Origin of the sequence: Pseudomonas sp. E6002 (assembly GCF_013385565.1) — a bacterium.
Taxonomy (GTDB): Bacteria; Pseudomonadota; Gammaproteobacteria; order Pseudomonadales; family Pseudomonadaceae; genus Aquipseudomonas.
Genome location: NZ_JACAPT010000002.1, coordinates 338,339 through 364,012, shown reverse-complemented (window position 1 = coordinate 364,012; position 25,674 = coordinate 338,339). Strand labels below are relative to the sequence as shown.

The window sequence follows — 25,674 nt, the reverse complement described above, 5'->3', positions numbered from 1 at the left end:
AGCCGGGCAGGGGGCAGCAACGCCAGAGAACGCTGCGGGAGCTGGCTTGCCTGCGATGCAGGCACCTCGGTTTGTCTGTTACACCGCGGTGATGCAATCGCAGGCAAGCCAGCTCCTACATGGAGCAGAGCAGAATCAGTGAGTACGGGCGACCGCGAACTCACTCAGCTCAACCAGGGCGTCCCGGTATTCGCTGGCTGGAAGGGCTTCCAGGCATTGGATCGCGCGAGCCACGTAGTCACGGGCCAGTTGCGCGGTGTATTCGAGGGAACCCGAGGCTTCCACGGCTTCGCGGATGCTTTCCAGGTCTTCGATCCCGCCTTTCTGGATCGCCTTGCGCACCAGGGCGGCCTGTTCCGGCGTGCCTTCGCGCATGGTGTAGATCAGTGGCAAGGTCGGCTTGCCCTCGGCCAGGTCGTCACCGACGTTCTTGCCCAGGGTTTCGGCGTCGCCGCGATAGTCCAGCAGGTCGTCCACGAGCTGGAAGGCCACGCCCAGGTGATCGCCGAAGGTGCGCAGGGCTTCGCTCTGCTCGGGCGTCGCTTCGCACAGGGCGGCGGCGCTGTGGGTCGAGGCTTCGAAGAGCATCGCGGTTTTGCCGCGAATCACTTCCATGTAGGTTTCTTCGGTGGTGCTGGCGTCGCGAACCTTCGACAGCTGCAACACTTCGCCTTCGGCGATGATGCGCGTGGCCTGTGAAAGAATCTTCATCACCGGCATCGAGCCCAGCTCGACCATCATTTCGAACGAGCGCGAGTACAGGAAGTCGCCCACCAGCACGCTCGGCGCGTTGCCCCACATCGCGTTGGCCGTCTCGCGACCACGGCGCATGCCGGACATGTCGACCACGTCGTCGTGCAGCAGGGTGGCGGTGTGCAGGAACTCGATGGTCGCGGCCAGCAGGCGCAGGTCATCGCCTTCGCGGCCCAGGGCCTTGCCACACAGCAACACTAATAAAGGACGCAGGCGTTTACCGCCGGCCGACGTAATGTAGTCGCCAATTTTGGAGACCAGCGGCACTTTAGAAGTCAGCTGCTTCTTGATGATGCCGTCGACGGCGCTAAAATCGTCCGCCACCGCGCGGTAGAAAGCTTGGGGTTGCATCAGCGACAGTCGCTCCAGAAGGGTTGCGCGGCATGCTAGGACCCACGTCCCGTAGTGTCAAGGCGCGATAGACGGCTACTTGCAACACCTCCATAGCTTGCGTACAATCGCGCACCCTGAACTTCCTGGGCAGCACCTGCCTTACGCAATTGCATTCGGGACGTCCATCCCATGCAGCCATGCCAGCCAATACCTCTTCTTATAAAGCGCTGGGTGAGCAGGATTATCGGAGAAATACCATGTCGTACGCAGTAATTGTTACTGGTGGCAAGCAATACAAGGTCGCCCCAGGTGAATACCTGAAGATCGAGAAGCTGGAAATCGCTACTGGCGAATCCGTTACTTTTGATCGCGTTCTGTTGGTCGCCAATGGCGATGACGTGAACATCGGCGCTCCAGTTGTTGCAGGCGCTACCGTTGTGGCTGAAGTGATCTCCCAAGGTCGTCACGATAAAGTCCGCATCATCAAGTTCCGTCGTCGTAAGCACCACATGAAGCGTATGGGCCACCGCCAGTGGTACACCGAGATCAAAATCACCGGTATTCAGGCTTAATTTCAGCCTAATTCCTCACTAGGAGAATTGACTCATGGCACACAAAAAAGCTGGTGGTAGTACCCGTAACGGTCGCGACTCAGAAGCCAAACGCCTTGGCGTGAAGATGTATGGCGGCCAGGTTATCATTCCGGGCAACATCATCGTGCGTCAGCGCGGCACCCAATTCCACGCCGGTTACGGTGTTGGCATGGGTAAAGATCACACTCTGTTCGCTAAAATCGACGGCGTGATCAAGTTTGAAGTAAAAGGCGCTTTCAACCGCCGTTACGTGAGCATTGTCCCGAAGACTGAAGTCGTCGCGGCATAATTACGTAGTTGCTGGAAAAGCCCTGTCTCGCGACGGGGCTTTTTCGTTTGTGGGGTGAGTCTCTTGCAAAGCTGTTTGTGATGGGCGAAAGCAGTGGATTTGCGGTCGTTGCTTGAGGTCGCTGCGCTCATTTTTGCAAGAGTCTTATGTCTTGGTTTCTTAAGCTCGTCCGTGCGACGAGAGGCGTTTTGTTATGAAGTTCGTTGATGAAGTTTCGATCCGAGTAAAAGCTGGCGACGGCGGTAACGGTTGCATGAGTTTCCGTCGGGAAAAATTCATCGAAAACGGTGGTCCTAACGGTGGTGATGGTGGTGATGGCGGCTCGGTCTACATGATCGCCGACGAAAACCTCAACACCCTGGTGGACTACCGTTACACCCGGCACTTTGATGCCGAGCGTGGCTCCAACGGCGGCAGCACCGACTGCACCGGTAAAAAAGGCGAAGAGCTGGTACTGCGGGTTCCGGTCGGCACCACCGTGATCGACTCCGCAACCCAGGAAGTCATTGGTGACCTGACCAAAGCCGGTCAGCGCCTGCTGGTGGCTCATGGCGGCTGGCACGGTCTGGGCAACACCCGTTTCAAGTCCAGTACCAACCGTGCGCCACGCCAGACCACGCCGGGCAAGCCAGGCGAGCAGCGTGACCTGAAGCTGGAAATGAAGGTGCTGGCTGACGTGGGCCTGCTGGGTCTGCCGAATGCCGGCAAAAGTACGTTCATTCGCTCGGTGTCTGCTGCCAAGCCGAAAGTCGCCGATTACCCGTTCACTACCCTGGTGCCGAACCTGGGTGTGGTTAGCGTCGACCGCTGGAAAAGCTTCGTGGTTGCGGACATTCCGGGCCTGATCGAAGGCGCTTCCGACGGCGCAGGCCTGGGGATCCGTTTCCTCAAGCACTTGTCCCGCACCCGTTTGCTGCTGCACCTCGTCGACATGGCGCCGCTGGATGACACCAGTGCACCGGACGCTGCTGAAGTGATCGTCAGCGAGCTGACCAAGTTCAGCCCGTCCCTGGCTGAGCGTGATCGCTGGTTGGTGCTGAACAAGTGCGACCAGATCCTCGAGGAAGAGCACGAAGAGCGCGTCAAGGAGATCGTTGATCGCCTGGAATGGACCGGTCCGGTCTACGTGATCTCGGCCATTGCCAAAGAAGGCACTGAGCGCCTGACTCGCGACATCATGCGTTACCTCGAAGACCGTGCCGATCGCCTGGCCGCCGACCCTGTCTACAAGGCCGAGCTGGCTGAACTGGATCAGCGCATCGAAGACGAGGCTCGTGCCCAGTTGCAGGCGCTGGATGATCAGCGTGCCCTGCGTCGCAGTGGCGTCAAGTCGGTCCATGATATCGGTGACGATGATTGGGACGAGGAAGACGTGGATGATGAAGATGGTCCGGAAATCATTTACGTGCGCGACTGATTCGTTGCAGTAAACTTAAGCGCCGCTCAATCGAGCGGCGTTTTGGTATCTGGAAATCGGTAGTCACGAATAACGTTATGGGCGGCGCTGGGTCGCGCGGCCCTCTATCTAAGGTTGAAGATGATGCGGAGCAAGGTGACAGGTGCGCAGCGTTGGGTCGTTAAGATCGGTAGCGCGCTGCTGACGGCGGATGGCAAGGGGCTGGATCGTGCGGCCATGAGTGTCTGGGTGGACCAGATGGTGGCCTTGCATGAGGCCGGCGTCGAGTTGGTGTTGGTGTCGTCCGGGGCGGTTGCCGCCGGCATGAGCCGCCTTGGCTGGACCGCGCGACCCAGCGCGATGCACGAGCTGCAAGCCGCTGCTGCCATTGGTCAGATGGGCCTGGTGCAGGCCTGGGAGTCCAGCTTTGCCGAGCACGGGCGCCACACGGCGCAGATTCTGCTGACCCATGACGACTTGTCCGACCGCAAGCGCTACCTGAACGCCCGCAGCACCCTGCGTGCCCTGGTTGAACTCAAGGTGATCCCGGTGATCAACGAGAATGACACCGTGGTGACCGACGAGATTCGCTTCGGTGACAACGACACCCTGGCAGCGCTGGTGGCCAACCTGGTTGAGGCTGATTTGCTGGTGATCCTCACGGATCGCGACGGCATGTTCGACGCTGACCCGCGCAATAACCCTGAGGCTCAGCTGATTTACGAAGCGCGTGCCGATGATCCGGCGCTGGATGCGGTGGCTGGCAGTGTCGGCGGTGCCCTGGGGCGTGGCGGCATGCAGACCAAGCTGCGTGCGGCACGTCTGGCGGCGCGTTCCGGCGCACATACCATCATCGTTGGCGGTCGGATTGAGCGGGTGCTGGATCGCCTCAAGGCGGGCGAGCGCATCGGTACGCTGCTGTCGCCTGAGCGTGGCATGCTGGCGGCGCGCAAGCAGTGGCTGGCGGGGCATCTTCAGACGCGCGGTACCCTGGTGTTGGATGCTGGTGCGGTTTCAGCGTTGTCCCAAGGCAACAAAAGCTTGCTGCCGGTGGGTGTAAAACTGGTCCAGGGCAGCTTCCGCCGTGGCGAAATGGTGGTGTGTGTGGCGCCGGACGGTCGTGAGATTGCCCGTGGCCTTGCCAACTACAGCGCCCTTGAGGCGCAGAAAATCATCGGGCAGTCGTCTGAGGCGATTGTCGGTCTGTTGGGTTACATGGCTGAGCCGGAGCTGGTTCACCGGGATAACCTGATTCTGGTTTAAGTAAAAAGGAAGTCTCGATGCGCGTAATGAAGGGATTGCTCGGTTTGCTGCTGGCGATGCCGTTGCTGGCGTCGGCCGAAGAGATTGGCCAGGTGTCGACGGTGTTCAAGTTTGTCGGCCCCAATGACCGGATCGTGGTCGAGGCCTTTGATGACCCGAAGGTGGATGGCGTGACCTGCTACCTGTCTCGCGCCAAGACGGGCGGGGTAAAGGGTGGGTTGGGTCTGGCGGAGGATCGCGCCGAGGCGTCGATTGCCTGTCGCCAGGTAGGTGCGATTCGCTTCAAGGGCGAGCTGAAGGATGGGGATGAGGTGTTCAAGGAGCGCACGTCCCTGGTCTTCAAGACCATGCAGGTGGTGCGTTTCCTCGACAAGAAGCGCAATACCCTGGTGTATCTGGTCTACAGCGACCGCTTGATCGAAGGCAGCCCGCAGAATGCGGTGACGGCGATTCCGATCCTGCCGTGGCCCACAGCGCAATAAATCTGAAGCAGAGCCGGCATGCCGGCTCTTTTTTTGGCTTTCCCAAATCGCAGGCAATAAAAAACCGACCCTGGGGTCGGTTTTTTAACAAGCTTATCGCTTAGGCTGCAGCAGCAAGGTTCAGAGCCTTGATGTGGCCATTCAGACGACCTTTATGGCGAGCAGCTTTGTTCTTGTGGATGATGCCTTTATCGGCCATACGGTCGATAACTGGCACAGCCAGAACGTAAGCAGCTTGAGCTTTTTCAGCGTCTTTTGCGTCAATGGCTTTAACTACATTCTTGATGTAGGTACGAACCATGGAACGCAGGCTGGCGTTGTGGCTGCGACGCTTCTCAGCCTGTTTTGCACGTTTTTTGGCGGAAGGTGTGTTGGCCACCGTCGAGCTCCTCGAAAGACTTTTTAGGAAATAGCAAACAAAATAGGCCGCGAATCATGCCGATGAGTTGAAGTCTTGTCAAGGGCGTGTGATGCGAACTGCTGAGTGGTCGATCTTAAGAGGCGGGTGATTTATTTCCGGCGCTTGACCTGTAAACTCGCGAGCTTTGGCTCTGTGCTTGTTGCAGGCGCGGAGTATCGCATATGTGGGCCGTTTGTTCGCCTGCTCTTTATCTATAGGCAAAAACTCTTTCAATGAATCTGCTCAAATCGTTGGCCGCTGTCAGCTCTATCACTATGATTTCCCGGGTTCTGGGGTTTGTGCGTGACACGCTGCTGGCACGTATTTTTGGCGCCAGCATGGCCACGGATGCCTTCTTTATTGCCTTTAAACTGCCCAACCTGCTGCGGCGGATCTTCGCCGAGGGAGCTTTTTCCCAGGCATTCGTGCCGATTCTGGCGGAGTACAAGGCCCAGCAAGGCGAGGAGGCGACCCGCACCTTCATTGCCTATGTTTCGGGTTTGCTGACGTTGGTGCTGACGCTGGTGACGATCGCCGGGATGCTCGCCGCGCCCTGGGTGATCTGGGCCACGGCCCCCGGTTTTGCCAATACACCGGAAAAATTCGCCCTGACCACTGATCTGTTGCGGGTGACCTTTCCTTATATATTGCTGATTTCCCTGTCGTCCCTGGCCGGGGCGATCCTCAATACCTGGAACCGTTTCTCGGTGCCGGCCTTCGTGCCGACCCTGCTTAACGTCAGCATGATTATTTTTGCGCTGTTCCTGACACCGTATTTCGATCCGCCTGTGATGGCCCTCGGCTGGGCGGTCCTGGCTGGTGGCCTGGCACAACTGCTGTACCAGCTGCCGCACCTGAAGAAAATCGGCATGCTCGTGCTGCCGCGTTTGAATCTCAAGGACACCGGCGTCTGGCGGGTGATGCGCAACATGCTGCCGGCCATCCTCGGGGTTTCCGTCAGCCAGATTTCCTTGATCATCAACACCGCCTTCGCCTCGCTGCTGGTCTCGGGTTCGGTGTCGTGGATGTACTACGCCGACCGTCTGATGGAATTGCCGTCCGGCGTGCTCGGCGTGGCACTCGGCACCATCCTGCTGCCAACGCTGTCGCGCACCTATGCCAGCAAAGACCGCCACGAATATTCGCGGATTCTCGACTGGGGCCTGCGCCTGTGCTTCGTGCTGGTGCTGCCGTGTGCCGTGGCCCTGGGGTTGCTCGCCGAGCCGCTGACGGTCGCGCTGTTCCAGTACGGCCAGTTCACTGCGTTTGACGCCTCGATGACCCAGCGTGCGCTGATCGCTTATTCCGTCGGCCTGCTGGGCATTATCGTGATCAAGGTGCTGGCCCCCGGCTTTTATGCTCAACAAAACATCCGTACCCCGGTAAAGATCGCGATCTTCACCCTGGTGGTTACCCAACTGCTCAACCTGGCGTTCATCGGTCCGCTGAAGCATGCCGGGCTGGCGCTGGCGATCAGTGTGGGGGCCTGCATCAACGCCGGGCTGCTGTTTTATCAGCTGCGTAAACAGAAAATGTTCCAGCCTCAGGCGGGCTGGGGCTCGTTTGCGCTCAAGTTGGTGGTGGCGGTGGGGACGATGGCCGCGGTACTGCTGGGCCTGATGCACTTCATGCCGGCCTGGGAGCAGGGCCATATGCTCGAGCGCTTCATGCGCCTGGGAGCGTTGGTGGCGGCTGGTGTGCTGGTGTACTTCGGCATGTTGCTGCTGATGGGCTTCCGCTTGCGGGATTTCAATCGCAAGTCGCTGAGCTAGAGACTTTTCGTCGATAAGACGGTTGTTTTATCGATTCGCGCAAATGGCCTGCGCTGTTGCCTGTCGTCCGGGGCCGGGTGTGGTTATAATCGACCACTTTATGAGCAAGAAGCGCGTTATGCAGCTGGTTCGAGGTCTCCACAACCTGCGCCCCCAGCATCGGGGCTGCGTCGCCACTATTGGCAACTTTGACGGTGTTCACCGTGGCCACCAGGCTATCCTGGCCCGCCTGCGTGAGCGTGCGGTTGAGTTGGGCGTGCCCAGCTGCGTGGTGATTTTTGAACCACAGCCGCGCGAATTCTTTACCCCGCAGACGGCGCCGGCGCGTCTGGCCCGCCTGCGGGACAAGCTGCAACTGCTGGCTGAAGAAGGTGTGGACCGCGTCCTCTGCCTGGCTTTCAACCAGCGCTTGCGCAGCCTCAGCGCCGCCGAGTTCGTCGACCGTATCCTGGTGGACGGCCTCGGCGTGCAGCATCTGGAGGTCGGCGACGACTTCCGTTTCGGTTGCGACCGGGTAGGGGATTTCGATTTCCTGCAGCAGGCCGGCGTCACCCAGGGTTTTACCGTCGAAGCCGCGCAAACCGTCGAACTGGACGGCCTGCGCGTGAGCAGTACCCAGGTGCGTAACGCCCTGGCCGCTGCCGACTTCGCCTTGGCCGAGCGTTTGCTCGGTCGCCCGTTCCGGATTGCCGGGCGGGTGCTGCACGGCCAGAAGCTGGCGCGCCAACTGGGCACGCCAACCGCCAACGTGCAGCTCAAGCGCCGTCGTGTGCCACTGACCGGGGTTTACCTGGTGAGTGTCGACATCGACGGCCAATCGTGGCCCGGAGTCGCCAACATAGGCGTCAGGCCCACGGTTGCAGGTGATGGCAAAGCCCACCTGGAAGTTCACCTTTTGGATTTTGCCGGTGATTTGTATGACCGGCGTTTGACGGTGGCTTTCCACCAAAAGCTGCGTGAAGAGCAGCGTTTCGCCTCCCTGGAGGCGTTGAAAACGGCGATCAATGCGGATGTCGCCGCCGCCCGTGCACTAGCCGCACCTAGCGCCCATCGCTAATGAAGAGCCTTAAATGACCGACTATAAAGCCACGCTAAACCTTCCGGACACCGCCTTCCCAATGAAGGCCGGCCTGCCACAGCGCGAACCGCAGATCCTGCAGCGCTGGGACAGTATTGGCCTGTACGGAAAGTTGCGCGAGATTGGCAAGGATCGTCCGAAATTCGTCCTGCACGACGGCCCTCCTTATGCCAACGGCACGATTCACATCGGTCATGCGCTGAACAAGATTCTCAAGGACATGATCATCCGCTCGAAAACCCTTTCGGGTTTCGACGCGCCTTATGTCCCGGGCTGGGACTGCCACGGCTTGCCGATTGAACACAAGGTCGAAGTGACCTACGGCAAGAACCTGGGCGCGGATAAAACCCGCGAACTGTGCCGTGCCTACGCCACCGAGCAGATCGAAGGGCAGAAGTCCGAATTCATCCGCCTGGGTGTGTTGGGCGACTGGGCCAACCCGTACAAGACCATGAACTTCAAGAACGAGGCCGGTGAAATCCGCGCCTTGGCCGAAATCGTCAAGGGCGGTTTCGTGTTCAAGGGCCTCAAGCCCGTGAACTGGTGCTTCGATTGCGGCTCGGCCTTGGCTGAAGCCGAAGTCGAGTACGAAGACAAGAAGTCCTCGACCATCGACGTGGCCTTCCCGATCGCCGACGAAGCCAAACTGGCGCAAGCCTTCGGTCTGGCGAGCCTGGCCAAGCCAGCCTCTATTGTGATCTGGACCACCACCCCGTGGACCATCCCGGCCAACCAGGCGCTGAACGTGCACCCGGAATTCACCTACGCCCTGGTGGACGTCGGTGACAAACTGCTGGTGCTGGCTGAAGAGCTGGTGGAGGCGTGCCTGGCCCGCTACAACCTGCAAGGCTCGGTGATCGCGACCACTACCGGGTCCGCGCTGGAGCTGATCAACTTCCGTCACCCGTTCTACGACCGTCTGTCGCCAATCTACCTGGCCGAGTACGTCGAACTGGGCGCCGGCACCGGCGTGGTTCACTGCTCGCCTGCCTATGGCGTAGACGACTTTGTGATCTGCAAGCAGTACGGCCTGGTCAACGACGACATCATCAATCCCGTGCAAAGCAACGGCGTGTACGTGCCGTCCCTGGAATTCTTCGGCGGCCAGTTCATCTTCAAGGCCAACCCGGCGATCGTCGACAAGCTGGCTGAAGTCGGTGCGCTGCTGCACACCGAAACCATCACCCACAGCTACATGCACTGCTGGCGTCACAAGACCCCGCTGATCTACCGCGCCACTGCGCAGTGGTTTATCGGCATGGACAAAGAGCCGACCAGCGGCGAAACCCTGCGCAAGCGTGCGATCAAGGCGATCGAAGACACCAAGTTCGTTCCGGCCTGGGGTCAGGCGCGCCTGCACTCGATGATCGCCAACCGTCCGGACTGGTGCATCTCCCGCCAGCGTAACTGGGGCGTGCCGATCCCGTTCTTCCTGAACAAGGAAAGCGGCGAGCTGCATCCACGTACCGTCGAGCTGATGGAAGAGGTTGCCCAGCGCGTTGAACAAGAGGGCATCGAAGCCTGGTTCAAGCTGGACGCCGCCGAGCTGTTGGGCGACGAAGCGCCGCTGTACGACAAGATCAGCGACACCCTCGACGTCTGGTTCGACTCGGGTACCACCCACTGGCACGTACTGCGCGGCTCGCACCCGATGGGCCACGAGACCGGCCCGCGTGCCGACCTGTACCTGGAAGGTTCGGACCAACACCGTGGCTGGTTCCACTCCTCGTTGCTGACCGGTTGCGCGATCGACGATCACGCCCCGTACCGCGAGCTGCTGACCCACGGTTTCACCGTCGACGAGAACGGTCGCAAGATGTCCAAGTCCCTGGGCAACGTGATCGCGCCGCAAAAGGTCAACGACACCCTGGGCGCCGACATCATGCGCCTGTGGGTTGCCTCTACCGATTACTCGGGCGAGATGGCCGTTTCCGAGCAGATCCTGCAGCGCAGCGCCGATGCCTACCGCCGGATCCGTAATACCGCACGCTTCATGCTGTCGAACCTGACCGGTTTCAACCCGGCCACCGACATCCTGCCGGCCGAGGAAATGCTCGCCCTGGACCGTTGGGCCGTGGACCGTACCCTGTTGCTGCAGCGCGAGCTGCAAGAGCACTACGGCGAATACCGCTTCTGGAACGTCTACTCGAAGATCCACAACTTCTGCGTGCAGGAGCTGGGTGGTTTCTACCTCGACATCATCAAGGACCGCCAGTACACCACCGGCGCCAACAGCAAGGCCCGCCGTTCGGCGCAGACCGCGCTGTACCACATCTCTGAAGCGCTGGTGCGCTGGATCGCCCCGATCCTGGCATTCACCGCCGACGAACTGTGGGAATACCTGCCGGGCGAGCGGAACGAGTCCGTGATGCTCAACACCTGGTACGAAGGCCTGACCGAATTGCCGGCCGACTTCGAGCTGGGCCGCGAGTACTGGGAAGGCGTAATGGCCGTCAAGGTTGCCGTGAACAAGGAGCTGGAAGTGCAGCGCGCGGCGAAGGCCGTAGGCGGCAACCTGCAGGCCGAAGTCACGCTGTTTGCCGAAGAAGGCCTGACCGCTGACCTGGCCAAGCTGAGCAACGAACTGCGCTTCGTCCTGATCACCTCGACCGCCAGCCTGGCGCCGTTTGCCCAAGCGCCTGCGGATGCCGTCGCGACCGAAGTCCCGGGTCTCAAGCTCAAGGTGGTCAAGTCGTCCTTCGCCAAGTGCGCCCGTTGCTGGCACTGCCGTGAAGATGTCGGCGTGAACCCCGAGCATCCGGAAATCTGCGGTCGCTGTGTCGACAACATCTCTGGCGCTGGCGAGGTTCGTCACTATGCCTGAAGCCAGTCGTTTTGGACGCCTGGGCTTGCTCGTGTTGAGCGTGCTGGTGCTGGTCATTGACCAGCTCAGCAAGGCTCACTTCGAAGGCGCCCTGGAGATGTACCAGCAGATCGTGGTGATTCCCGACTACTTCAGCTGGACCCTGGCCTACAACACCGGCGCTGCGTTCAGCTTCCTGGCTGACAGCTCCGGCTGGCAGCGCTGGCTGTTTGCCCTGATCGCCGTGGTGGTCAGTGCCGTGCTGGTAGTCTGGCTCAAGCGCCTGGGGCGTAACGACACTTGGCTGGCCGTTGCGTTGGCGCTGGTGCTGGGTGGCGCATTGGGCAACCTCTACGACCGCATTGCCCTGGGCCATGTGATCGACTTTATTCTGGTGCATTGGCAGAACCGCTGGTACTTCCCGGCGTTCAACTTTGCCGACAGCGCCATCACCGTCGGTGCAATCATGCTGGCGTTGGATATGTTCAAAAGCAAGAAAACCGGAGAGACCGTTCATGACTGAACAGGTATTGGCTGAGCAACGCATTGGCCAGAACACGGAAGTCACCTTGCATTTCGCATTGCGCCTGGAGAATGGCGACACGGTCGACAGCACGTTCGACAAGGCCCCGGCGACCTTCAAGGTCGGCGACGGCAACCTGCTGCCGGGTTTTGAAGCGGCACTGTTCGGTTTCAAGGCCGGCGACAAGCGCAACCTGCAGATCCTGCCGGAAAACGCCTTTGGCCAGCCCAACCCGCAAAACGTGCAGATCATCCCGCGTTCGCAGTTCCAGGACATGGAGCTGTCGGAAGGCTTGCTGGTGATCTTCAACGATGCGGCGAATACTGAACTGCCGGGTGTGGTGAAGGCCTTTGATGACGCGCAAGTGACCATCGACTTCAACCACCCGTTGGCCGGGAAAACCTTGACCTTTGATGTTGAAATCATCGACGTTAAAGCGCTGTAACTAACGAAATCGGCCTACTGCAGAGGCGAGCTTGTTGGGGCTGCTTCGCAGCCCAGCGGGAGCAAGCGCTCTCGCCACACAAGCTCGATCCTACAGGGCAAGACACGAGGCACAGCATGCAAATCAAACTCGCCAACCCCCGTGGCTTCTGCGCCGGCGTGGACCGGGCGATTGAAATCGTCAACCGCGCCCTGGAAGTTTTCGGGCCGCCGATTTACGTGCGCCATGAAGTCGTCCACAACAAGTTTGTGGTCGAAGACCTGCGCAGCCGCGGGGCCATCTTCGTTGAAGAACTGGACCAGGTGCCGGACGACGTTATCGTCATCTTCAGCGCTCACGGCGTTTCCCAGGCGGTACGCACCGAAGCAGCAGGCCGTGGCCTGAAAGTGTTCGACGCCACCTGCCCGCTGGTGACCAAGGTGCACATCGAGGTCGCGCGCTACAGCCGTGATGGTCGTGAATGCATCCTGATCGGCCACGCCGGTCACCCGGAAGTCGAAGGCACCATGGGCCAGTACGATGGCAGCAATGGTGGGGCGATCTACCTGGTGGAAGACGAAAAAGACGTCGCTGCATTGCAGGTGCACAACCCTGAAAAGCTGGCTTTCGTTACCCAGACCACCTTGTCCATGGACGACACCAGCCGCGTCATCGATGCCTTGCGCTCGCGCTTCCCGGCCATCGGCGGTCCACGCAAGGATGACATCTGCTACGCCACCCAGAACCGCCAGGATGCGGTCAAGCAATTGGCCGACGAATGCGATGTTGTGCTGGTGGTGGGGAGCCCCAACAGCTCCAACTCCAACCGCCTGCGCGAACTGGCCGAGCGCATGGCCACCCCGGCCTACCTGATCGATGGTGCCGAAGACATGCAGCGCAGCTGGTTCGACGGTGTCGAACGCATTGGCATCACTGCCGGGGCGTCGGCCCCGGAAGTCCTGGTGCGTGGCGTTATTCAGCAACTGCAGGCCTGGGGCGCCACGGGCGCTGATGAACTGGCTGGCCGTGAAGAGAACATCACTTTCTCCATGCCCAAGGAGCTGCGGGTTCGTTCGCTGCTCTGAGGCCCAGAGTGCCGGCATAGCCCCGGCACAAAGCCTGCTCGGTCTTGTTACTGCGCAGGCTGATACGCCCGCTGGCGGCCAGCACTATTTGATACAGGCTCAGTTGCTGGTCCGTCGCACACACGTGGACGGTGCCGGCGCTGAATGCCCCTGCTGACAGCAGCGGTTCACCCAGGCTGCTGAAGCGTATCTGGGTTCTCACCGGCGTATTCCCCACAATCGGTATCTGCCCACTGTCCTGGCGCTCCAGCAGCACCGGGTTTTTGTCGTCCAGATGGCCGCGACCGTTCAGGTCCAGTATCACCCTCCAACCCCGGCTCCAGTCATCGTCCAATGCATGGATAACCACCGTGCGATTGCGTGCGATGGCTTCTGTGCGGGCATAACGCAGTCCGCCGGCAAGGGATTCGGCGGCGCTCTGGCGTCGTTGCGACTCGAGCAGCCCCTTGAGGCTCGGCACTGCCAGATTGGCCAGGATGCCGCTCAGGAACAGGCCGAGTATCAGTTCAATCAGCGAGAAACCTCGTTGTTTCATGGGCCGTCCCTCCGTGGACGCGGTGTGCTTTTTCGGTCGGTGCCGGATGGCAGACATAGTTATAGCGCCCAGTCCGGCGGGTCGAATGGTGGCCATTCTGTCCAAAGTATTTCGCTTTGTTCCGGGGGGCAGCGCTCAGGCAATACCGGCGCTAGTCTTGCGTCGCACAGCAGGTTTGCGCTGCTTTCTGATGACCTTCGACATGGATGGCGATGGTAATGAACGCTTTTCCCGTAACGCCCCACCCGCAACCGACCCAGGCCGGAATGACGCTGATCGAGGTCCTGGTATCTGTGCTGATCCTCGCTGTCGGCCTGCTAGGGGCGGCAGTCATTCAGCTCAATGCATTGAAATATACCGACAGTTCCAGGATGACCAGTCAGGCCAGTTTCATTGCCTACGACATGCTCGACCGGATCCGCGCCAATTCGGGTGCTGATTACTCCTGGGGCCAGGGTGAACGCGCGCCCTCCAGCACCTCGGTCGCGAGTGTGCGTGATCTGGACCTGCACGACTTTGAAGCGAATATCGCCGGGTTCGCCGGGGAAAGCGCCAAGGGGTCGGTTGCGGTCAATCAGCGAGAAGTGACCATCAGCATCAGTTGGGACGACTCCCGTGGAGCGAAGGCTCAAGGCACCCGGGAAACATTCACCCTGACCAGCCGGGTTGCAGTCGACCCGAGGGTGTTGCCATGAGAGGTCCAGTGTGCGGTTTCAGCCTGGTGGAGATGCTGCTGGCATTGGCCCTCGGCCTGATGTTGATCCTGGGGGTGACCCAGATTGCACTCAGCTCCCGAACCACTTATGCCAGCCAGAGTGCGGCTTCGCTGTTGCAGGATGATGCACGGTTCGCCCTTGGCAAGCTGATTCAGGAAATACGCCAGGCGGGCATGTTTGGTTGCTTGTCCGCTGCATCAATCAGCAACGCTCCCGCAGGTTTTGATCGTCCCATTGGATGGAGTACCACCGGCAGTTCCCGGTCCCTGACGCTGGTGACCGCCGACGTCGGGGAGGGTGGCAGCAAGCCGGACTGGACGGTGCTTTCCGATTGCACCGGCTCTGCCCACGCCTATGTTGGAAGCCCGCCGGCAGCGACGCCCGGGCAAATCCACTTCCCACTGCGCAAGCTGACCTACACCTTTGAGGGCGGGCAGCTGAAGTTCAGCACGCTGGCGGCCCCGAGCAAAGCGGTGCTGGTGGATAACGTGGGGGCATTCGATATCAGTTTCGGCGTGGCCGACAAGCCTGGCTCAACGGTTGTCAGCCGATATGACCCCAACCCCGGCGATGAGTCGCTCATCCGCAGCGTGCGGATTCTGCTGACACTTCAGGATCCAAATGAGTTGGTGAAAGACCAGGCCTACAGCGTGGTCGCGGCACTACGTAATCGCCTGGAGTAGCGTGCCCATGGGTTATTACCTCTCCCGTTCGAGGCAGGCAGGCATGGTTTTGCTGATCAGCCTGGTATTCCTGCTGTTGTTGGCACTCCTCGGAGTGTCTTCGATGCAGGGAGCAATCTCGCAAGAAAAAATTACCGGCAGCCTTCGGCAGCGCAACCAGTCGTTTCAGCAGGCCGAAAGCGGCCTCAGGCTTGGCGAGTCTTTGGTGCAGGCGTCAGGTTTCGCCCTGCGCCCTTGCCACTCGACGGCTGCGTGCGCGCCACCTGCCGAATCGGTTTCGGTAGTGGGGCCGGGGACGAATCCCGTATCGACTGTGACCTGGATAGGGATGAAAGATGGCGTCTACGGTATTCAAAACCTGGGGCCGGGAACGGGTTTGGCTCAGCTCCCGGCAGAGGCCCAGGCCACGGTCTATCGCGTGACATCAGTGGGCGTCAGTGGGCACTCACGCTCCGTCCTGGAGTCTGTGTATGCCCGTGTGGGCAGTGGGCCCGGCGAGCGTTTTCGACGAATCATGTGGCGACAACTTCAATAGGTGAGCAGCACGATGGGCAAGGATTGCACAGGCTTCACCCTGATCGAATTACTGATCGCCGTGGCGATCGTCGGACTCCTGGCGGGCGTCGCCTATCCCGGGTATCTCAGCCATATGAAAAAGGTCTATCGCGCGGAAATTGCCGGGTTGCTGAGTGAGCAGGCACAGTACCTTGAGCGCTATTACGCGAGGAACGGCACTTTTATTGATGCAACTGGCGTCATCGCCGGCAATGATCGCTATAGAATCACCCCTGCATTGAACCCTCAGGATTTCGTTCTGCTTGCCACGCCGGCAATTGACTCGGTGATGGCGGGCGATCCCTGTGCCGCCTTCAGCCTGAGCAGTACCGGTGCGCGAAGCAATCCGGGAGCCGCGCCTGATATGACGCGCAAGGCGTGCTGGGGGCAATGATGAGGAAGCTGGACGATTGGGCGCCGGGCGTGCCTTTTTCTTTTTATCGGCTGGATCGAACAATGGCTAAGCAACAGCAAGTAGTGGTTGTGGGTGGTGGGGTAATCGGGTTGTTGACGGCGTTCAACCTGGCGACCCAAGGGCAAGCGGTTGTGCTGCTGGATCGTTCGGCGGTCGGTCAGGAGTCTTCCTGGGCCGGCGGCGGCATTGTCTCCCCGCTCTACCCGTGGCGCTACAGCCCGGCCGTGACGGCCCTGGCGCACTGGTCCCAGGATTTTTACCCGCAACTGGCAGAGCGTCTGTTCGCGGCTACTGGCATTGACCCGGAAGTTCACACCACCGGCCTGTATTGGCTGGACCTGGATGATGAAACCGAGGCGCTTGCCTGGGCAGCCCGCGAAGGGCGCCCGCTGAGCAAGGTGGATGTTTCAGCTGCCCATGACGCTGTGCCGGTGCTGGGTGCCGGGTTTTCCCAGGCGATCTATATGGCGGATGTGGCCAATGTGCGTAATCCGCGGTTGGTCAAATCCCTCAAGGCGGCCTTGTTGGCCCTGCCGGGCGTGACGATTCACGAGCAGTGTGCGGTTGATGGGTTTATTCAGCAGGGCGGCAAGGTTGTTGGGGTGAATACGGCGCTCGGGCCGATCCATGGCGATCAGGTAGTGCTGGCGGCCGGCGCCTGGAGCGGTGAGTTGCTGGGCCGCCTGGGGCTTGAGTTGCCCGTGGAGCCGGTCAAGGGGCAGATGATCTTGTACAAGTGTGCGTCGGACTTCTTGTCGTGCATGGTCCTGGCCAAGGGGCGTTATGCGATTCCTCGGCGGGATGGGCACATTCTGATTGGTAGCACGCTGGAGCACGAGGGGTTCGACAAGACGCCCACCGACTCTGCACTGGAAAGCCTGAAAGCCTCTGCCGTCGAGTTGATTCCGGCCCTGGCCGATGCCGAAGTGGTGGGGCATTGGGCCGGTTTGCGGCCCGGCTCGCCGGAGGGCATTCCGTATATTGGCAAGGTGCCAGGTTTCGACGGGCTGTGGCTCAACTGCGGGCATTACCGCAACGGCCTGGTGCTGGCGCCGGCGTCCTGCCAACTGTTTGCCGATTTGTTGCTGGGACATGAGCCGATCATTGATCCGGCCCCGTATGCGCCGGCAGGCCGAATCAACGCTGGATAGATTTCGGCCCTTGCTCCAGATGCGCCTGGGTGCAATACCATTCCTGGCGCAGGCTCAAGGCTCGATCCTGTGGCAGGTGAAGGCCACAGTGGGCGCAACGAACCATCTGGATCGGGCCCTGTTCGCTGGGCCGCTGCTGTTTGGCGGCCGGACTTTTGAATTTGCGCCAAAACCATACCGCGGCAGCAATAACGGCGATCCAGAACAGTAGACGAACCATGGTGGGCAGCTTCTCGACAAGGAATCCCGCAGTTTAGCCAAGGACGTGATGGGCGCACAGCGCAATTATGCAGCGCAATAAAAAAGGGAGCTCCGAAGAGCTCCCTTTTTGCATCGCGGCGAACAATCAGTCAAAGATACCGAAAGTCATGTAGCTGAACCACGAGCGATCTTCGTTATTGCCCAGGGCTTGAGGCCCTTGCTCTTCGATGATGTCGCCGTTTTCGTCACGCGGCTTGAGGTCCGATGGAATCGAATCCTTGGCGTCCTGGTATTGCTTGATGATGTCCTGGTTGGCGCGGGTTTCGCCCGGCGGCAGCGGTGGACGGGACTCGATCAGGCCCAGGGTGTACTTGCTCAACCACGAGCGGTTGTCGGCTTCGGCAACCTGCGGTACGAACTGGCCGTCCTTCAGGCTTGGGTGGTCCGGGTAGTTGAGCTTCAGGGTTTCCAGGCTGGTGGCCGCCAGGGCGTCCAGGTGCAGGCGCTGGTAAGCCTCGGTCATCACGGCCAGGCCGTCACCCACCGATGGGGTTTCCTGGAAGTTTTCCACTACGTAACGGCCACGGTTGGCGGCAGCAACATACGCCTGGCGGGTCAGGTAGTAGTCGGCTACGTGGATCTCGTAGGAAGCCAGCAGGTTGCGCAGATAGATCATGCGCTGCTTGGCGTCCGGCGCGTAGCGGCTGTTCGGGTAGCGGCTGGTCAACTGGGCGAACTCGTTGTAGGAGTCGCGGGCAGCGCCCGGGTCACGCTTGGTCATGTCCAGCGGCAGGAAGCGCGCCAGCAGGCCAACGTCCTGGTCAAACGAGGTCAGGCCCTTGAGGTAGTAGGCGTAGTCCACGTTCGGATGCTGCGGGTGCAGGCGGATAAAACGCTCGGCGGCGGACTTGGCAGCTTCCGGCTCGGCGTTCTTGTAGTTGGCGTAGATCAGCTCGAGCTGGGCCTGGTCGGCGTAACGCCCGAACGGATACCGCGACTCCAGTGCCTTCAGTTTTGCCGTGGCGCTGGTGTAGCTGTGGTTGTTCAGGTCGGTCTGAGCTTGTTGGTACAGCTCGACCTCGCTCAGGTTTTCGTCGACGACTTCCTTTGTTGACGAGCAAGCAGCAGTCATGGCGAGGATGGCGATCAGCAGCAGGTGTTTCACTTGCATGGCGGCTTGCGTCCCTATGACGGCCGCTGTCTTGGGCGGGGCCGTCCTGTTATGATGAGCGCCCCTTGGAAAGCCTCGGGGCAAAAGACGCCGTATTTAACCACAAGCGCGCAGCCGAAACCAAAGGCTGTGCCACGCCTAGTCTGAGCATGTCCGATAAAATTGAACTTCGCGCAGAGGTGCCGTCCGAATTGGGCGGCCAACGCCTCGATCAAGTCGCCGCACAATTATTCGCTGAGCACTCGCGCTCGCGCCTTTCCGCCTGGATCAAAGACGGCCGCCTGACTGTGGATGGAGCGGTTATCCGCCCGCGAGACATAGTCCATGGTGGTGCGATTCTTGAGCTGACTGCCGAGCAGGAAGCCCAGGGAGAATGGATCGCCCAGGACATTGAACTGGACATCGTCTATGAAGACGACGACATCCTGGTGATCAACAAACCTGCCGGCCTGGTGGTTCACCCGGCCGCCGGGCACGCTGATGGCACGCTGCTCAATGCCTTGTTGCACCACGTGCCGGACATCATCAATGTCCCGCGCTGCGGCATCGTGCACCGCCTGGACAAGGACACCACCGGCCTCATGGTGGTAGCCAAGACCATTCAGGCGCAGACGCAGCTGGTCACACAACTGCAGAGCCGCAGCGTCAGCCGGATCTACGAATGCATCGTGATCGGCGTGGTAACCGCCGGTGGCAAAATCAATGCCCCGATCGGCCGCCACGGCCAGCAGCGCCAGCGCATGGCGGTGATGGAAGGCGGCAAGCAAGCCGTCAGCCACTACCGCGTGCTTGAGCGTTTCCGCTCCCACACTCACGTGCGGGTAAAGCTGGAAACCGGTCGTACCCACCAGATTCGGGTGCACATGGCGCACATCAACTTCCCGTTGGTCGGAGATCCGGCCTACGGTGGCCGCTTCCGCATTCCGCCGGCGGCCAGTGCAACCATGGTTGATTCGCTGAAAACCTTCCCGCGCCAGGCGCTGCATGCACGCTTCCTGGAGCTGGATCATCCGACGAGCGGTAAACGGATGAGCTGGGAATCGCCACTCCCAGACGATTTTGTCTGGTTGTTGTCGCTGCTCAAGCAGGATCGCGAGGCGTTTATCGGATGAGTGACTGGCTGATTCCTGACTGGCCCGCGCCGGCCGGGGTGAAAGCCTGCGTTACCACCCGTGCGGGCGGCGTCAGCGTGGCGCCGTTCGACAGCCTAAATCTCGGCGATCATGTCGAGGACAGCCTCGATGCCGTGCTCGAAAATCGCCGTCGTCTCTGCGCTGCCTTCAATATCCAGCCCGCCTGGTTGCGCCAGGTTCACGGTGTGGTTGTCGTTGAGGCGGATCCCGGCCGGACTGCCGAAGCCGATGGCAGTTGGACCAGCACTCCGGGCATCGCCTGCACTTCGATGACGGCTGATTGCCTGCCTGCCTTGTTTTGCAATCGCGCCGGTACCCGCGTCGCGGCAGCCCATGCCGGCTGGCGTGGCCTGGCCGCTGGCGTATTGGAAGCGACCGTTGAAAGCCTGGATACCGAGCCTGCCGACGTATTGGTGTGGCTGGGGCCGGCCATCGGTCCGCAAGCCTTTGAAGTCGGCCCGGAAGTGCGTGAAGCCTTTATGCAGCAACTTCCGGAAACGATTGAGGGGTTCGTGCCCAGTCAGAACCCGGGCAAGTTCATGGCCGACATTTATCAGCTGGCCCGCCTGCGGCTTGCCGCCCGCGGCGTCACTGCCGTGTACGGTGGCGGCTTGTGCACCGTGACGGATCCCCGCTTCTACTCCTACCGTCGCAGCCCGCGCACCGGTCGGTTTGCCTCCCTTGTCTGGCTTGAACACTAGACTCCTTTGACTTGGGTCAATCCTGACGCAAGTCAGCGGTCGCCCGCTTGAATCTTCCAGAATCCACCCCATCTATAAGGGTATCTGGCAGGTTTCTTCATTCAGGATGTGTTTGTTCATAGCTCCGGCCTGCTCAAAAGGAAGGTGACTAATGCGTATTGATCGTTTAACCAGCAAATTGCAGTTGGCTTTATCCGATGCCCAATCTCTGGCGGTTGGCCTGGATCATCCGGCCATCGAGCCTGCGCACTTGATGCAAGCGCTCCTGGAGCAGCAAGGCGGTTCCATCAAACCCTTGCTGATGCAGGTGGGCTTCGACGTCAACAGCCTGCGCAAGGAGTTGAGCAAAGAGCTCGACCAACTGCCGAAAATCCAAAACCCGACTGGCGACGTGAACATGTCCCAGGATCTGGCGCGTCTGCTTAACCAGGCGGATCGACTGGCGCAGCAAAAGGGTGACCAGTTCATCTCCAGTGAAGTGGTGCTGCTCGCCGCGATGGACGACAACAGCAAACTTGGCAAATTGTTGCTGGGCCAGGGCGTGAGCAAAAAAGCCCTGGAAAACGCCATCAACAACCTGCGCGGCGGCGAGGCGGTAAATGACCCTAACCACGAGGAGTCCCGCCAGGCCCTGGACAAATACACCGTCGACCTGACCAAGCGCGCCGAAGAAGGCAAGCTTGACCCGGTGATCGGTCGTGACGACGAAATTCGTCGCACCATCCAGGTCCTGCAGCGTCGCACCAAGAACAACCCGGTGCTGATCGGTGAACCTGGCGTGGGTAAAACCGCGATTGCCGAAGGCCTGGCCCAGCGCATCATCAATGGTGAAGTGCCGGACGGCCTTAAAGGCAAGCGCCTGCTGTCCCTGGACATGGGGTCGCTGATTGCCGGCGCCAAGTTCCGTGGCGAGTTCGAAGAGCGCCTCAAATCCCTGCTGAACGAACTGTCGAAGCAGGAAGGGCAGATCATTCTGTTTATCGACGAACTGCACACCATGGTCGGCGCCGGTAAAGGCGAAGGCTCGATGGACGCGGGCAACATGCTCAAGCCGGCACTGGCGCGGGGCGAGTTGCATTGCGTGGGTGCGACCACGTTGAACGAATACCGTCAGTACATCGAGAAGGACGCGGCCCTTGAGCGTCGCTTCCAGAAAGTATTGGTGGAAGAACCGAGCGAAGAAGACACCATCGCGATCCTGCGTGGCTTGAAAGAGCGGTATGAGGTCCACCATAAAGTCGCGATCACCGACGGTGCGATCATCGCGGCGGCGAAACTGAGCCATCGCTACATCACTGATCGGCAGTTGCCGGACAAGGCCATCGACTTGATCGACGAAGCGGCCAGCCGCATTCGGATGGAAATCGATTCGAAGCCCGAAGTGCTGGACCGTCTGGATCGGCGCCTGATTCAGCTGAAAGTTGAATCCCAGGCCCTGAAGAAAGAAGAAGACGAGCCGGCGAAGAAACGCCTGGAAAAACTCCAGGAAGAAATTGTTCGCCTCGAGCGTGAGTATTCGGACCTCGAAGAAATCTGGACCTCGGAAAAAGCCGAAGTGCAGGGTTCTGCGCAGATCCAGCAAAAGATCGAGCAGTCCCGTCAGGAACTGGAAGCAGCCCGCCGTAAAGGCGACCTGAACCGTATGGCCGAGTTGCAGTACGGGGTGATCCCGGACCTGGAGCGTAGCCTGCAGATGGTCGACCAGCACGGCAAGCCCGAGAACCAGCTGCTGCGCAGTAAGGTGACCGAGGAAGAAATCGCCGAAGTCGTCTCGAAGTGGACCGGTATCCCGGTGTCGAAAATGCTCGAAGGCGAGCGCGACAAGCTGCTGAAGATGGAAAGCCTGTTGCACCAGCGCGTCATCGGCCAGGAAGAGGCGGTGGTCGCGGTGTCCAACGCGGTGCGGCGTTCGCGGGCCGGGTTGTCCGATCCGAACCGTCCGAGCGGCTCGTTCATGTTCCTCGGCCCGACCGGCGTGGGCAAGACCGAGCTGTGCAAGGCCCTGGCCGAATTCCTCTTTGATACCGAAGAGGCGATGGTGCGGATCGATATGTCCGAGTTCATGGAGAAACATTCCGTGGCTCGCCTGATCGGGGCGCCACCAGGCTATGTAGGGTACGAGGAAGGCGGTTACCTGACCGAAGCGGTACGGCGCAAGCCTTACTCGGTGATCCTCCTGGACGAGGTCGAGAAGGCCCACCCGGATGTGTTCAACGTGTTGCTGCAAGTGCTGGAAGATGGCCGCCTGACGGACAGTCACGGGCGTACCGTGGACTTCCGCAATACGGTGATCGTGATGACCTCCAACCTGGGCTCGGTACAGATTCAGGAGCTGGTGGGTGACCGTGAAGCCCAGCGTGCAGCGGTAATGGACGCGCTGACCAGCCACTTCCGGCCGGAGTTCATCAACCGGGTCGATGAAGTGGTGATCTTCGAGCCTCTGGCGCGGGATCAGATCGCGGGCATTACCGAGATCCAGTTGGGCCGCCTGCGCAGCCGTCTGGCGGAGCGCGAGTTGTCCCTGGTGCTGAGCCGCGAGGCGTTGGACAAGCTGATCGCGGTTGGTTACGACCCGGTTTATGGCGCACGGCCGTTGAAACGTGCGATCCAGCGCTGGATCGAGAACCCGTTGGCGCAGCTGATCCTGTCGGGCAGCTTTATGCCGGGCTCCAGCGTCGAGGCGACGGTGGAGAACGACGAAATCGTCTTCCACTAAGCCCAAGCGGTACTGCTATAAGAAGAGGCCCCGCATTGCGGGGCCTTTTTTTTCGATAGGGCGTTGAACTGTAAGGCAAAGGCTTGTAAAGTGCGCCCCGCAGCAACGTCAGCCCAACGGTTTCTTCTCCCCAAGGAGAAATCAGAAAGAAGCGCAAATCATTGTCTTAAAAGCAATTTAAAGGGTTGACAGGGGTTTTTAAGATTGTAGAATAGCGCGCCTCAGAGACACTAACGTAGCGATACGGAAGCGTCGAAGAGAAGGTAACATGCAACAACGTAACACTTTGAAATATGTAGTTCCGTGATAGCTCAGTCGGTAGAGCAAATGACTGTTAATCATTGGGTCCCAGGTTCGAGTCCTGGTCACGGAGCCAATTTCAAAACCGGGGTATAGCGCAGTCCGGTAGCGCGCCTGCTTTGGGAGCAGGATGTCAGGAGTTCGAATCCCCTTACCCCGACCATATTTGGGTCGTTAGCTCAGTTGGTAGAGCAGTTGGCTTTTAACCAATTGGTCGTAGGTTCGAATCCCACACGACCCACCATTTTTGAGACCAGTTAACGCTGGAATCGAATCTTAAGATCAGAGGCCAAAAGCGCTGATCGAAGAAGGCGACTGAGAGGTCGCCTTTTTTTTACCGGGGTATAGCGCAGTCCGGTAGCGCGCCTGCTTTGGGAGCAGGATGTCAGGAGTTCGAATCCCCTTACCCCGACCATATTAAAAATCCTCGTATCGAAAGATACGGGGATTTTTTTTGTGCGCGGAATCCTGTCCGCACCACAAAACAAATGTGGGAGCGGGCTTGCTCGCGAAAGCGGTGTGTCAGTCAGTGCATCTGGCACTGAACCACCGCTTTCGCGAGCAAGCCCGCTCCCACACTCACCGAGTCCTATCCCGGAACGTGCTGTCAGTGCAGTTTCAGGCGCGGCTCGGTCCCTCGCCCGATCTTGCTCCCCAGCATCAGCATCGCCGTGCGGAAGAAGCCATACAGTGCCATCTGGTGCATGCGATACAGCGACACATAGAACATCCGCGCCAGCCAGCCTTCCAGCATCACGCTGCCCGTCAGGTTGCCCATCAAGTTACCCACCGCCGAGAAGCGCGACAGCGAGATCAGCGAGCCGTAGTCGGTGTACTTGTACGACGGCAGGTCCTTGCCCTCGATTCGCAGTTTCAGCGACTTGGCCAGCAACGATGCCTGCTGGTGAGCTGCCTGGGCCCGTGGCGGCACATTGCGATCGGTGCCGGGTTGCGGGCAGGCCGCGCAGTCACCAAAGGCGAAGATGTTCTCGTCGCGGGTGGTTTGCAGGGTCGGCAGCACTTGCAGTTGGTTGATACGGTTGGTTTCCAGGCCGTCGATGTCCTTGAGGAAGCCTGGCGCACGAATCCCGGCGGCCCAGACCTTGAGACTGGCCGGGATTACCTGGCCGCTGCTGGTGATCAGGGCGTCGGCCGTCACCTCACTCACGGCGGAGTTGGTCAGGACGGTCACCCCGAGTTTCTCCAGGGTTTTATGCACAGGCCCGCCGATCCGCTCCGGCAGGGCAGGCAACACCCGTGGGCCGGCTTCGATCAGGGTGATGTGCATGTTTTCCGGCTTGATCTTGTCCAGGCCATAGGCGGCCAGTTCATGTGCGGCGTTATGCAGCTCGGCGGCCAGCTCGACGCCGGTGGCACCGGCGCCGACGATGGCGACGCTGATCTGCTCTACCACGTCCGTCTGCCCGGCATGGGCGCGCAGATAGTGATTGAGCAATTGCTGGTGGAAACGCTCAGCCTGCTTGCGGGTGTCGAGGAACAGGCAGTGTTGCGCCGCGCCTTCGGTGCCGAAGTCATTGGTGGTGCTGCCGACGGCGATCACCAGGCTGTCGTAGCCCAGCACGCGCGCGGGCACCAGTTCCCGGCCTTCCTCGTCGAGGGTGGCGGCCAGCTGGATTTTTTTCTGCTCGCGATCAAGCCCGCTCATGCGCCCCAGCTGGAACTCGAAGTGGTTCCATTTGGCTTGGGCAACATAATTGAGTTCGTCTTCCGAAGAGTTCAGCGAGCCGGCCGCCACCTCGTGGAGCAAGGGTTTCCAGATGTGGGTGAGGTTGGCATCCACCAGGGTGACGCTGGCGATGCCGCGCTTGCCCAGAGTCTTACCCAGGCGGGTAGCCAACTCCAGGCCGCCGGCGCCGCCGCCGACGATAATAATACGATGGGTCATGGGGATATCTCGCAAGGCTAAAGGAAATCGGTGCAGTTACCCGAGCGAGCGCCAGGCAGCTCATAGCGTCAGGTAACTCAAAAGGCGGCTCAGCAAACCCAGGCCGATCACAGCAACCAGCACCACCGCAAGGAGCAGCCAGGGCCGGAAAGGCTTGCGCTCGACTTGGTTCTGGGACAGTTGCAGGTACTCTTCGACATGCTGTTGGTCGTCGGGGTTCAGGCGGCTGGTCATAAAGGCCTCGTCAGGTAGACGTTGCTGAAGGGCGCCACGTTACAGTCGGGTGATTGGCGGCAT

At 60.2% G+C, this 25,674-nt stretch carries 26 protein-coding genes and 4 tRNA genes; 23 read left to right on the top strand and 7 right to left on the bottom strand.

Annotation, left to right across the window (positions count from 1 at the left end):
- Window positions 1-135: 135 nt before the first annotated feature.
- On the bottom strand, window positions 136-1,104 hold the full coding sequence (locus HX815_RS03750; RefSeq protein ID WP_003215860.1) for a polyprenyl synthetase family protein: 969 nt from the start codon (window positions 1,102-1,104) through the stop codon (window positions 136-138).
- A gap of 239 nt (window positions 1,105-1,343) precedes the next feature.
- Between HX815_RS03750 and rplU the strand changes: the two genes are divergently transcribed.
- The 5 genes from rplU (at window position 1,344) to HX815_RS03725 (ending at window position 5,109) form a co-directional block, all read left to right on the top strand.
- Entirely contained in the window at window positions 1,344-1,658 is a 315-nt protein-coding gene (rplU, locus tag HX815_RS03745) for a 50S ribosomal protein L21 (RefSeq protein WP_003176051.1), read from the top strand.
- Window positions 1,659-1,692: 34 nt separating this feature from the next.
- The gene (gene rpmA / locus HX815_RS03740; protein ID WP_003215862.1) at window positions 1,693-1,968 is read left to right on the top strand and encodes a 50S ribosomal protein L27; all 276 of its coding nucleotides are present in this window, start codon (window positions 1,693-1,695) and stop codon (window positions 1,966-1,968) included.
- Between the two features lie 193 nt (window positions 1,969-2,161).
- A complete protein-coding gene (cgtA, locus tag HX815_RS03735) occupies window positions 2,162-3,385 on the top strand; it encodes an Obg family GTPase CgtA (protein WP_003215864.1) in 1,224 nt (407 codons plus the stop codon).
- A 123-nt stretch (window positions 3,386-3,508) separates the two neighbouring features.
- On the top strand, window positions 3,509-4,627 hold the full coding sequence (gene proB / locus HX815_RS03730) for a glutamate 5-kinase (RefSeq protein ID WP_003215866.1): 1,119 nt from the start codon (window positions 3,509-3,511) through the stop codon (window positions 4,625-4,627).
- Between the two features lie 17 nt (window positions 4,628-4,644).
- Window positions 4,645-5,109, top strand: coding sequence for a CreA family protein (locus HX815_RS03725; protein WP_008432835.1), 465 nt, complete (start codon window positions 4,645-4,647; stop codon window positions 5,107-5,109).
- 100 nt (window positions 5,110-5,209) lie between these two features.
- Here HX815_RS03725 and rpsT read toward each other — a convergent pair whose 3' ends face one another.
- A complete protein-coding gene (gene rpsT / locus HX815_RS03720; protein WP_003215870.1) occupies window positions 5,210-5,488 on the bottom strand; it encodes a 30S ribosomal protein S20 in 279 nt (92 codons plus the stop codon).
- 254 nt (window positions 5,489-5,742) lie between these two features.
- Between rpsT and murJ the strand changes: the two genes are divergently transcribed.
- The 6 genes from murJ to ispH all read left to right on the top strand — a co-directional run bounded on the left by murJ (window position 5,743) and on the right by ispH (window position 13,194).
- A complete protein-coding gene (gene murJ, locus HX815_RS03715) occupies window positions 5,743-7,281 on the top strand; it encodes a murein biosynthesis integral membrane protein MurJ (protein WP_008432837.1) in 1,539 nt (512 codons plus the stop codon).
- Between the two features lie 118 nt (window positions 7,282-7,399).
- On the top strand, window positions 7,400-8,338 hold the full coding sequence (gene ribF / locus HX815_RS03710; protein ID WP_003215874.1) for a bifunctional riboflavin kinase/FAD synthetase: 939 nt from the start codon (window positions 7,400-7,402) through the stop codon (window positions 8,336-8,338).
- A 13-nt stretch (window positions 8,339-8,351) separates the two neighbouring features.
- Window positions 8,352-11,183 (top strand): isoleucine--tRNA ligase, encoded by a 2,832-nt coding sequence (gene ileS / locus HX815_RS03705; protein WP_008432838.1) that lies wholly within the window; start codon window positions 8,352-8,354, stop codon window positions 11,181-11,183.
- On the top strand, window positions 11,176-11,685 hold the full coding sequence (gene lspA, locus HX815_RS03700) for a signal peptidase II (RefSeq protein ID WP_003215877.1): 510 nt from the start codon (window positions 11,176-11,178) through the stop codon (window positions 11,683-11,685). The genes ileS and lspA overlap by 8 nt, the downstream gene beginning before the upstream one ends.
- 7 nt (window positions 11,686-11,692) lie before the next feature.
- Complete coding sequence (gene fkpB, locus HX815_RS03695) at window positions 11,693-12,130, top strand: FKBP-type peptidyl-prolyl cis-trans isomerase (RefSeq protein WP_003215879.1); 438 nt, start codon at window positions 11,693-11,695, stop codon at window positions 12,128-12,130.
- Window positions 12,131-12,246: 116 nt separating this feature from the next.
- Window positions 12,247-13,194, top strand: a complete 948-nt coding sequence (gene ispH, locus HX815_RS03690) for a 4-hydroxy-3-methylbut-2-enyl diphosphate reductase (protein WP_003215881.1) — start codon at window positions 12,247-12,249, stop codon at window positions 13,192-13,194.
- On the opposite strand, the gene HX815_RS03685 is transcribed toward ispH, so the two are convergent.
- On the bottom strand, window positions 13,148-13,729 hold the full coding sequence (locus HX815_RS03685) for a GspH/FimT family pseudopilin (RefSeq protein ID WP_008432843.1): 582 nt from the start codon (window positions 13,727-13,729) through the stop codon (window positions 13,148-13,150). The two genes, ispH and HX815_RS03685, sit on opposite strands and share 47 nt — an antisense overlap.
- A gap of 218 nt (window positions 13,730-13,947) precedes the next feature.
- On the opposite strand from HX815_RS03685, the gene pilV reads away from it, so the two are divergent.
- From pilV to thiO, 5 genes are all read left to right on the top strand, one after another.
- Window positions 13,948-14,424: a type IV pilus modification protein PilV gene (gene pilV, locus HX815_RS03680; protein WP_177027818.1), complete on the top strand. Its 477-nt coding sequence runs from the start codon at window positions 13,948-13,950 to the stop codon at window positions 14,422-14,424.
- Window positions 14,421-15,128: a PilW family protein gene (locus HX815_RS03675; protein WP_177027817.1), complete on the top strand. Its 708-nt coding sequence runs from the start codon at window positions 14,421-14,423 to the stop codon at window positions 15,126-15,128. Before pilV ends, HX815_RS03675 begins: the two co-directional genes overlap by 4 nt.
- Window positions 15,129-15,135: 7 nt before the next feature.
- A complete protein-coding gene (locus HX815_RS03670; RefSeq protein WP_003215890.1) occupies window positions 15,136-15,663 on the top strand; it encodes a PilX N-terminal domain-containing pilus assembly protein in 528 nt (175 codons plus the stop codon).
- Between the two features lie 12 nt (window positions 15,664-15,675).
- The gene (locus HX815_RS03665; protein WP_003215892.1) at window positions 15,676-16,077 is read left to right on the top strand and encodes a type IV pilin protein; all 402 of its coding nucleotides are present in this window, start codon (window positions 15,676-15,678) and stop codon (window positions 16,075-16,077) included.
- A gap of 62 nt (window positions 16,078-16,139) precedes the next feature.
- Complete coding sequence (thiO, locus tag HX815_RS03660; RefSeq protein WP_003215894.1) at window positions 16,140-17,249, top strand: glycine oxidase ThiO; 1,110 nt, start codon at window positions 16,140-16,142, stop codon at window positions 17,247-17,249.
- Here thiO and HX815_RS03655 read toward each other — a convergent pair.
- Entirely contained in the window at window positions 17,236-17,469 is a 234-nt protein-coding gene (locus HX815_RS03655; RefSeq protein ID WP_026078011.1) for a PP0621 family protein, read from the bottom strand. The two genes, thiO and HX815_RS03655, sit on opposite strands and share 14 nt — an antisense overlap.
- Window positions 17,470-17,595: 126 nt before the next feature.
- A complete protein-coding gene (locus HX815_RS03650) occupies window positions 17,596-18,621 on the bottom strand; it encodes an outer membrane protein assembly factor BamD (RefSeq protein ID WP_102369923.1) in 1,026 nt (341 codons plus the stop codon).
- 149 nt (window positions 18,622-18,770) lie between these two features.
- Between HX815_RS03650 and rluD the strand changes: the two genes are divergently transcribed.
- From rluD to HX815_RS03615, 7 genes are all read left to right on the top strand, one after another.
- Window positions 18,771-19,733 (top strand): 23S rRNA pseudouridine(1911/1915/1917) synthase RluD, encoded by a 963-nt coding sequence (gene rluD / locus HX815_RS03645; protein ID WP_003215899.1) that lies wholly within the window; start codon window positions 18,771-18,773, stop codon window positions 19,731-19,733.
- On the top strand, window positions 19,730-20,455 hold the full coding sequence (gene pgeF, locus HX815_RS03640) for a peptidoglycan editing factor PgeF (protein ID WP_177027816.1): 726 nt from the start codon (window positions 19,730-19,732) through the stop codon (window positions 20,453-20,455). Before rluD ends, pgeF begins: the two co-directional genes overlap by 4 nt.
- 151 nt (window positions 20,456-20,606) lie before the next feature.
- Window positions 20,607-23,171: an ATP-dependent chaperone ClpB gene (gene clpB / locus HX815_RS03635; RefSeq protein WP_177027815.1), complete on the top strand. Its 2,565-nt coding sequence runs from the start codon at window positions 20,607-20,609 to the stop codon at window positions 23,169-23,171.
- Window positions 23,172-23,471: 300 nt separating this feature from the next.
- Window positions 23,472-23,547 (top strand) — tRNA-Asn (locus tag HX815_RS03630).
- A gap of 10 nt (window positions 23,548-23,557) precedes the next feature.
- Window positions 23,558-23,634: transfer RNA gene (locus HX815_RS03625), tRNA-Pro, on the top strand.
- Window positions 23,635-23,639: 5 nt separating this feature from the next.
- Window positions 23,640-23,715, top strand: a tRNA-Lys gene (locus HX815_RS03620).
- Between the two features lie 94 nt (window positions 23,716-23,809).
- Window positions 23,810-23,886: transfer RNA gene (locus HX815_RS03615), tRNA-Pro, on the top strand.
- A 192-nt stretch (window positions 23,887-24,078) separates the two neighbouring features.
- Here the strand turns inward: HX815_RS03615 and HX815_RS03610 are convergent.
- Both HX815_RS03610 and HX815_RS03605 read right to left on the bottom strand, forming a co-directional pair.
- Window positions 24,079-25,377 (bottom strand): NAD(P)/FAD-dependent oxidoreductase, encoded by a 1,299-nt coding sequence (locus HX815_RS03610; protein WP_003215906.1) that lies wholly within the window; start codon window positions 25,375-25,377, stop codon window positions 24,079-24,081.
- A 60-nt stretch (window positions 25,378-25,437) separates the two neighbouring features.
- Window positions 25,438-25,611 (bottom strand): DUF3094 family protein, encoded by a 174-nt coding sequence (locus tag HX815_RS03605; protein ID WP_010174986.1) that lies wholly within the window; start codon window positions 25,609-25,611, stop codon window positions 25,438-25,440.
- Between the last annotated feature and the right edge of the window lie 63 nt (window positions 25,612-25,674).

What these genes read in the sequence shown, in the direction of transcription:
- lspA (WP_003215877.1), top strand. Translation starts at nt 11,176, where the DNA reads ATGCCTGAAGCCAGTCGTTTTGGACGCCTGGGCTTGCTCGTGTTGAGC.
- ribF (WP_003215874.1), top strand. Translation starts at nt 7,400, where the DNA reads ATGCAGCTGGTTCGAGGTCTCCACAACCTGCGCCCCCAGCATCGGGGC.
- HX815_RS03655 (WP_026078011.1), bottom strand. Translation starts at nt 17,469, where the DNA reads ATGGTTCGTCTACTGTTCTGGATCGCCGTTATTGCTGCCGCGGTATGG.
- rluD (WP_003215899.1), top strand. Translation starts at nt 18,771, where the DNA reads ATGTCCGATAAAATTGAACTTCGCGCAGAGGTGCCGTCCGAATTGGGC.
- ileS (WP_008432838.1), top strand. Translation starts at nt 8,352, where the DNA reads ATGACCGACTATAAAGCCACGCTAAACCTTCCGGACACCGCCTTCCCA.
- ispH (WP_003215881.1), top strand. Translation starts at nt 12,247, where the DNA reads ATGCAAATCAAACTCGCCAACCCCCGTGGCTTCTGCGCCGGCGTGGAC.
- HX815_RS03750 (WP_003215860.1), bottom strand. Translation starts at nt 1,104, where the DNA reads ATGCAACCCCAAGCTTTCTACCGCGCGGTGGCGGACGATTTTAGCGCC.
- HX815_RS03610 (WP_003215906.1), bottom strand. Translation starts at nt 25,377, where the DNA reads ATGACCCATCGTATTATTATCGTCGGCGGCGGCGCCGGCGGCCTGGAG.
- clpB (WP_177027815.1), top strand. Translation starts at nt 20,607, where the DNA reads ATGCGTATTGATCGTTTAACCAGCAAATTGCAGTTGGCTTTATCCGAT.
- rpmA (WP_003215862.1), top strand. Translation starts at nt 1,693, where the DNA reads ATGGCACACAAAAAAGCTGGTGGTAGTACCCGTAACGGTCGCGACTCA.
- HX815_RS03685 (WP_008432843.1), bottom strand. Translation starts at nt 13,729, where the DNA reads ATGAAACAACGAGGTTTCTCGCTGATTGAACTGATACTCGGCCTGTTC.
- HX815_RS03725 (WP_008432835.1), top strand. Translation starts at nt 4,645, where the DNA reads ATGCGCGTAATGAAGGGATTGCTCGGTTTGCTGCTGGCGATGCCGTTG.
- pgeF (WP_177027816.1), top strand. Translation starts at nt 19,730, where the DNA reads ATGAGTGACTGGCTGATTCCTGACTGGCCCGCGCCGGCCGGGGTGAAA.
- HX815_RS03665 (WP_003215892.1), top strand. Translation starts at nt 15,676, where the DNA reads ATGGGCAAGGATTGCACAGGCTTCACCCTGATCGAATTACTGATCGCC.
- thiO (WP_003215894.1), top strand. Translation starts at nt 16,140, where the DNA reads ATGGCTAAGCAACAGCAAGTAGTGGTTGTGGGTGGTGGGGTAATCGGG.
- pilV (WP_177027818.1), top strand. Translation starts at nt 13,948, where the DNA reads ATGAACGCTTTTCCCGTAACGCCCCACCCGCAACCGACCCAGGCCGGA.
- proB (WP_003215866.1), top strand. Translation starts at nt 3,509, where the DNA reads ATGCGGAGCAAGGTGACAGGTGCGCAGCGTTGGGTCGTTAAGATCGGT.
- HX815_RS03670 (WP_003215890.1), top strand. Translation starts at nt 15,136, where the DNA reads ATGGGTTATTACCTCTCCCGTTCGAGGCAGGCAGGCATGGTTTTGCTG.
- HX815_RS03650 (WP_102369923.1), bottom strand. Translation starts at nt 18,621, where the DNA reads ATGCAAGTGAAACACCTGCTGCTGATCGCCATCCTCGCCATGACTGCT.
- murJ (WP_008432837.1), top strand. Translation starts at nt 5,743, where the DNA reads ATGAATCTGCTCAAATCGTTGGCCGCTGTCAGCTCTATCACTATGATT.
- cgtA (WP_003215864.1), top strand. Translation starts at nt 2,162, where the DNA reads ATGAAGTTCGTTGATGAAGTTTCGATCCGAGTAAAAGCTGGCGACGGC.
- HX815_RS03605 (WP_010174986.1), bottom strand. Translation starts at nt 25,611, where the DNA reads ATGACCAGCCGCCTGAACCCCGACGACCAACAGCATGTCGAAGAGTAC.
- HX815_RS03675 (WP_177027817.1), top strand. Translation starts at nt 14,421, where the DNA reads ATGAGAGGTCCAGTGTGCGGTTTCAGCCTGGTGGAGATGCTGCTGGCA.
- rplU (WP_003176051.1), top strand. Translation starts at nt 1,344, where the DNA reads ATGTCGTACGCAGTAATTGTTACTGGTGGCAAGCAATACAAGGTCGCC.